Raw genomic sequence first — 6298 nt, forward strand, 5'->3', positions numbered from 1 at the left:
GACAGGATGGGTCAATTCGACGAAAAGGTGGCCATCGTCACCGGATCCGGTGGCGGTATCGGCCAGGCCTACGCCGAGGCCCTCGCCCGTGAGGGCGCCGCCGTGGTGGTCGCCGACATCAACGCCGAGGCCGCTGAAGGAGTGGCCAAGCAGATCGTCGCCGACGGCGGAACGGCCATCAGCGTGCCGGTGGACGTCTCGGATATCGAGTCGGCGAAGGCGATGGCCGACCGCACGCTGGCCGAGTTCGGCGGGATCGACTATCTGGTCAACAACGCCGCCATCTTCGGCGGGATGAAACTGGACCTGCTGCTCACCGTCGACTGGGACTACTACAAGAAATTCATGAGCGTGAACCTCGACGGCGCGCTGGTGTGCACCCGGGCGGTGTACAAGAAGATGGCCAAGCGCGGCGGCGGGGCGATCGTCAACCAGTCGTCGACTGCGGCGTGGATGTACGCGAACTTTTACGGGCTGGCCAAGGTCGGGGTCAACGGCCTGACCCAGCAGCTGTCCCGCGAACTGGGCGGGATGAACATCCGGATCAATGCGATCGCGCCGGGACCGATCGATACCGAGGCCAACAGAACCACCACGCCGCAGGAAATGGTTGCCGACATCGTCAAGGGCATTCCGCTGTCCCGCATGGGCCAACCCGACGATCTGGTTGGCATGTGTCTGTTCCTGCTGTCGGATCAGGCGAAGTGGATCACCGGCCAGATCTTCAATGTCGACGGTGGACAGATCATCCGATCATGAGTGAGCAAGTCAAACTGGGGTACATCGGCCTGGGGAGCATGGGCGCTCCGATGGCCAAGCGCCTAGTCCATTGGCCTGGCGGTGTAAAGGTTTTCGACGTGCGCGTCGAGGCGATGACGCCGTTGGCCGAGGCGGGTGCGTCGCTGGCCGACAGCGTGGCCGACGTAGCCACTGCCGGCATCATCAGCGTGACCGTTCTCAACGACGAGCAGGTGCGTGAGGTGGTCGCCGAGCTGGCGGCCAACGCAAAGCCGGGCACGGTGATCGCGATTCATTCGACGATCAGCCCCGACACCGCGGTGAAACTCGCCGAACAGCTTGCACCACAGGGCATTCACGTCGTCGACGCACCGGTCAGCGGCGGCGGAGCGGCGGCTGAAAAGGGCGAGCTGGCGACCATGGTGGGTGCCGATCGCGAGGTATACGAGCGGATCAAGCCGGCATTCAAACAGTTCGCGTCGATGGTGGTCCACGCTGGCCCTCCCGGCGCGGGAACGCGAATGAAGCTGGCCCGCAACATGTTGACCTTCACGTCGTACGCCGCAGCCTGTGAGGCGATGAAACTGGCCGAGACGGCTGGGATCGATCTGCAGGCGCTGGGTCGGGTGGTGCGCCACACGGATGCGCTGACCAGCGGTGCCGGGGCGATCATGGTCAGAGACGACATGAAAACCATTGAACCTGACAGCTTCCTCTATGAGCCGTTCGTACATGCGCGGGGCCTCGGCGAGAAGGACCTCAGCCTGGCGTTGGCGTTGGGCGAAACTGTGGACGTCGCGCTGCCGCTGGCCGAGGTGGCGCTGAAGAATCTCGCGGCCGGCTTGGGCGTGCCGCACGCAAAGGAGTAACACCATGGACGAATTGCGCCGCAAGGGCCTCGAGAAGATGAACGAGGTGTACGCCTGGGAGATGCCCAATATCGAGGGCGACGAGTACTTCGACCTCACCGTCGACCACCTGTTCGGCACCATCTGGACCAGGCCCGGGCTGTCCATGCGCGACAAACGATTGATGACTCTGTCGGTGGTGACGGCGCTGGGATTGCAGGATCTGACGGAGGTTCAGGTAAACGCCGCGCTCGAGAACGAGGAACTCACCGAGGCCGAGTTGAAGGAGATGGCCGTCTTCCTTACCCACTACGTCGGCTTCCCGCTGGGTTCGGGACTCAACGGAGTGATCAGCCGCGTCACCGCCAAGCGCAAGAAGGCGGCCGCCAAGGGCGAGGGTGCAGACCGCAAGGCCAACGTCAACGCAGCGGTCAAGATGAATACCGGACAGACCCTCGATGAGTAGGTACGCCTCTCTATCCCGGGACCAGCTGGCGACGCTGGTGCCGGAGCTGCTGCTGATCGGCCAGCTCATCGACCGTTCCGGAATGGCCTGGTGCATCAAGAACTTCGGCCATCCGGAAATGCTGCAGATCGCGATCGAGGAGTGGGCCGGCTGCAGTCCGATCTACACCAAGCGCATGCAGAAGGCGTTGAAGTACGAGGGCGACGACGTCATCACGATCTTCAAGGGTTTGCAGCTCGACATCGGCGCCCCGCCGCAGTTCATGGATTTCCGCTACACCGTGCACGACCGGTGGCACGGCGAGTTCCACCTCGACCACTGTGGCGCGCTGCTCGACGTCGAGCCGATGGGCGAGGACTTTGTCCGCGGCATGTGTCACGACATCGAGGACCCCACTTTCGACGCCACCGCGGTGGCGACCAACCCGCACGCACAGGTGCGACCTATCCACCGCCCGCCGCGGGTGCCCGCCGACCGGCATCCACACTGCAGGTGGACCGTGATCATCGACGAGTCCTACCCAGAAGTGAGCGGCATCGCCGCAGTGGACGTGCTGCGCCGAACGCGTGCCGCCAGAACGGAACTCGACCCGATCAACCCCGACGACGAGGGCGAGTCCGACTACTCGGGTCCGCTGCTGTCGGATTTCGACTTCTCCGCGTTCGCACGCTCGGCGCTGGTACGGATGGCGGACGAGGTCTGTCTGCAGATGCACCTGCTCAACCTGTCGTTCGTGATCGCTGTGGGCAAGCGGGCGGGCACCAACACCGACCTTGCGACCGAGATCTGCACGAAACAGCTGATCGGCATCGCGGGCATCGCCGCCGAACGCATCCATCGTGCACTCGATCTGCCGAGCGGGATCGAGGGTGCGGTCCGCACGCTCGAGCTGCATCCGATGTTCAACCCGGCCGTGTACGTGACCGCCGAATTCGGCCCGGATACCGTCGAGGTGCGCAGGTCGCCGGCACATGAGGACGGGGCATGGGTCTCGCTGCCCGGTCCGTCGGAGACGCGACCGCTGCAGGCGATTGTCGCCGCCGTGGATCCACACCTCGACGTTGAGGTGACAGGTACCGACACGGACTGGACGGCACAGGTGATCGAGACCGACACGGCGGCAAAGGAATTCCGCGAGGTCTCGGTGACCAGGATCAGCGGCGGATCGACGTTCGTGTTCGAGCCGAGGAAGTCGCTGCCGCTGACGGTGCTGTGACAAGCGCCGAACCGACCCAACGCCGCAGATAGTCGCGGAGCTCCTCGCCGCGTCGTGGCGGCCGGCCGGGGTCGATGACGAACGACTGGATGATCCGCAGCAGGTGCTCCGCCAGCTCGTCGAGGTCACCATCGGTGTATCCGCCGCCGGCCCAGTCGACGTCGAAGCGCCGCAGCATGGAGTTGGCGAATTGCAGGGCGACGTCGGACGTCACCGATTCGGTATGAGCGGCACGTCCAGGGACGATAAGCAGACCGATGTGCTTGTCCTTGGGCAACCATTCCAGCGCCGTGGCGATGCCTTCGCTGACGGCGTCGACGGGATCGGTGATTCCGTTCAGATGGTCGGCCAGCCGGTCCAGGAATCCCGTCGCCGCATGCACGGCGGCGTCCACCAGTAGCGCGTCGGTGCTGGGAAAGTACCGGTAGACCGTTTGACGGGTGACGCCGAGGGTCCGCGCGACGTCGGCGATGGAAAAATCGGCGCCGCGCTCGTCGATGGCCTTTCCGGCGGCGGCCAGGATTCTCGCGATGGCTTCGTCATCGGTGGCGGGTGCCGAACCAGACCAGCCGTGAGTGCGCATGCCGGAAACCTTACTTGGCCGGCTATCCCTGGTAGGAGACCGCCAGCGCCTTGACGCCGTTGAGCCATCCGGACCGAAGCCGTTGCGGCTCGGACAGTTTCGAGATGTTCGGAATCTGGTCGGCGATTTCGTTGAAGATCAGCTTGATCTCCATCCGCGCCAGGTTGGCGCCGATGCAGAAGTGCGCCCCGTTGCCGCCGAAACCCAGATGCGGGTTGGGGTCGCGAAGGATGTTGAAATCGAAGGGCCTGTCAAAGACGCTTTCGTCGTAGTTCGCGGAGCTGTAGAACAGTCCCACCCGTTGCCCTTCGCGGATGGCGACCCCGCCCAGCTCGGTGTCGGCCAGCGCGGTGCGCTGGAAGCAGTGCACCGGCGTGGCCCAGCGGACGATCTCGTCGGCAGCGGTGTCGGGCCGTTCGCGCTTGAACAACTCCCACTGCTCGGGATTGTCGAAGAACGCGTTCATGCCGTGCGTCATCGCGTTGCGGGTGGTTTCATTGCCGGCGACCGCCAGCAGGATCACGAAGAACGCGAACTCCACGTCATCCAGCGACTCCCCGTCGATGTCGGCCTCGATCAGCCGGGTCACGATGTCATCGGCCGGACAGCGCCTGCGCTCCTCGGCCATGTTGTAGGCATATCCCATCAACTCGGCATTGGCGGCTACGTAGTCCGACTCGAAGTCCGGATCCTCGGTGTTCATGATCGCGTTCGTCCAGTGAAACAACTTCTCGCGGTCCGCCTCGGGCACGCCGATCAGGTCGGCGATCGCCACCAACGGAAGGCTCATCGCGATGTCGTCGACGAAGTTTCCGGACCCCTTCTCCCACGCGGCGGCGACGATGTCGCGAGCGGCGAACGCGAGTTTCTCCTCGAGGGTGGCGACCGCCCGCGGCGTGAACAGCCGTGACACCAGCTTGCGCAGCCGGGTGTGATCCGGCGCATCGTGGTTGATCAGCAGCGCCTTGGTCAGATCCAGCTGCTCGGCCGTGGTGCCTTCGGGCATCCGCATCACGGCGCCCTTGCGGTTGGTCGACCACAGGTCACCGTCCCGGGAGATCGCCTTGATGTCGTCGTGGCGGCTGATCACCCAGAAGCCATCGTCGTCGAAGATCGAATCGGGCTGCTCGTTCCACCACACCGGCGCGGTCTTGCGCAGTTCGGCGAACTCGGCGACCGGTATGCCCTTTTCCAGGACGTCCGGATCGGTGAAGTCGAAACCCTGGCCGAAGGGGCATGTGGTCTGCGTCATAGTTCGACCATACACTCTGATGTCAAATGTATGGCCGTAGTCTTGGCAACCGTGCGCGTTCTTGTGATCGGATCCGGAGCCCGTGAACATGCGCTCCTGCAGGCGCTGCGCAACGACGCAGAGGTAGAGAGCCTGGCGATCGCGCCCGGTAACGCTGGTACTGCGGTGATCGCCGACCAGCATGACGTCGACATCACCTCCGGGGAGGCCGTCGCGAAGCTGGCCCGGCGGATTGGCGCGGACCTGGTGGTGATCGGGCCCGAGGTGCCGCTGGTGCTCGGGGTGGCCGACGCGGTACGCGCCGCCGGGATCGCGTGCTTCGGCCCGACCAAAGAGTCCGCCGCCATCGAGGGATCGAAGTCCTTCGCCAAGGAAGTCATGGCCGCCGCGGGTGTCCGCACCGCGGCCAGTGAGGTCGTCGACAACCCGGCACGCCTGGACACTGCCTTGGATCGGTTCGGTCCGAGTGGCGGCGATCCGGCGTGGGTGGTCAAGGACGACGGCCTGGCCGCCGGCAAGGGCGTGGTGGTGACACCCGACCGCGACGCCGCTCGGGCGCACGCGGCCAGCCTGCTCGACGCCGGGCATCCGGTGCTGCTGGAGTCCTTCCTGGACGGCCCCGAGGTGTCGCTGCTGTGCATCGTGGACGGCGAGACGGTGGTGCCGATGCTTCCCGCGCAGGACTTCAAGCGGGTCGGCGACGGCGACACCGGACCCAACACTGGCGGAATGGGCGCCTACGCCCCGCTGCCCTGGTTGCCCGACGAAGTCACCGCGCAGATCGTCGACGACATCATCAAACCCGTTGCCGCCGAATTGGTTCGGCGAGGGACCCCGTTCTCCGGCGTGCTCTACGCCGGGCTGGCCATCACGTCCCGCGGGCCGGCGGTGGTGGAGTTCAACTGTCGCTTCGGCGACCCGGAGACCCAAGCCGTGCTGGCGCTGCTGGACACCCCGCTGGGCCAATTTCTGCGTGCCGCCGCCACCGGCGAGTTGGCCGCTTCGCCGCGGTTGCGGTGGCGTGACGGCGCCGCGGTGACCGTGGTGCTGGCCGCCGAAAACTATCCCGGGCGCCCGCGGGTGGGCGACGTGATCGTCGGCGCCGAAGCCGACGGCGTGCTGCATGCGGGCACCGCGCGACGCGATGACGGGAACATCGTCTCGTCCGGAGGGCGGGTGCTGTCCGTGGTCGGGA

General features: G+C 65.5%; 7 protein-coding genes. 5 read left to right on the forward strand and 2 right to left on the reverse strand.

What is annotated here, in order from left to right; translation table 11 throughout:
- The first annotated feature begins 6 nt into the window (after window positions 1-6).
- From ACRDU5_RS14545 to ACRDU5_RS14560, 4 genes are read left to right on the forward strand one after another with little or no spacing between them, the layout of a single operon-like run.
- Window positions 7-759: an SDR family oxidoreductase gene (locus ACRDU5_RS14545; RefSeq protein ID WP_526615289.1), complete on the forward strand. Its 753-nt coding sequence runs from the start codon at window positions 7-9 to the stop codon at window positions 757-759.
- Complete coding sequence (locus ACRDU5_RS14550) at window positions 756-1607, forward strand: NAD(P)-dependent oxidoreductase (protein ID WP_526615290.1); 852 nt, start codon at window positions 756-758, stop codon at window positions 1605-1607. Before ACRDU5_RS14545 ends, ACRDU5_RS14550 begins: the two co-directional genes overlap by 4 nt.
- Window positions 1608-1611: 4 nt before the next feature.
- The gene (locus tag ACRDU5_RS14555; RefSeq protein ID WP_526615292.1) at window positions 1612-2052 is read left to right on the forward strand and encodes a carboxymuconolactone decarboxylase family protein; all 441 of its coding nucleotides are present in this window, start codon (window positions 1612-1614) and stop codon (window positions 2050-2052) included.
- Complete coding sequence (locus tag ACRDU5_RS14560; protein ID WP_526615293.1) at window positions 2045-3268, forward strand: hypothetical protein; 1224 nt, start codon at window positions 2045-2047, stop codon at window positions 3266-3268. The genes ACRDU5_RS14555 and ACRDU5_RS14560 overlap by 8 nt, the downstream gene beginning before the upstream one ends.
- Here the strand turns inward: ACRDU5_RS14560 and ACRDU5_RS14565 are convergent.
- Both ACRDU5_RS14565 and ACRDU5_RS14570 read right to left on the reverse strand, forming a co-directional pair.
- Window positions 3207-3851, reverse strand: a complete 645-nt coding sequence (locus ACRDU5_RS14565; RefSeq protein WP_526615295.1) for a TetR/AcrR family transcriptional regulator — start codon at window positions 3849-3851, stop codon at window positions 3207-3209. The genes ACRDU5_RS14560 and ACRDU5_RS14565 overlap by 62 nt on opposite strands.
- Window positions 3852-3873: 22 nt before the next feature.
- On the reverse strand, window positions 3874-5103 hold the full coding sequence (locus tag ACRDU5_RS14570; RefSeq protein WP_526615296.1) for a cytochrome P450: 1230 nt from the start codon (window positions 5101-5103) through the stop codon (window positions 3874-3876).
- Between the two features lie 51 nt (window positions 5104-5154).
- Between ACRDU5_RS14570 and purD the strand changes: the two genes are divergently transcribed.
- Window positions 5155-6298 (forward strand): phosphoribosylamine--glycine ligase (purD, locus tag ACRDU5_RS14575; protein WP_526615297.1); only part of this gene is annotated, 1144 nt, incomplete at its 3' end.

The organism is Mycobacterium sp. (assembly GCF_050701515.1).
GTDB lineage: Bacteria > Actinomycetota > Actinomycetes > Mycobacteriales > Mycobacteriaceae > Mycobacterium.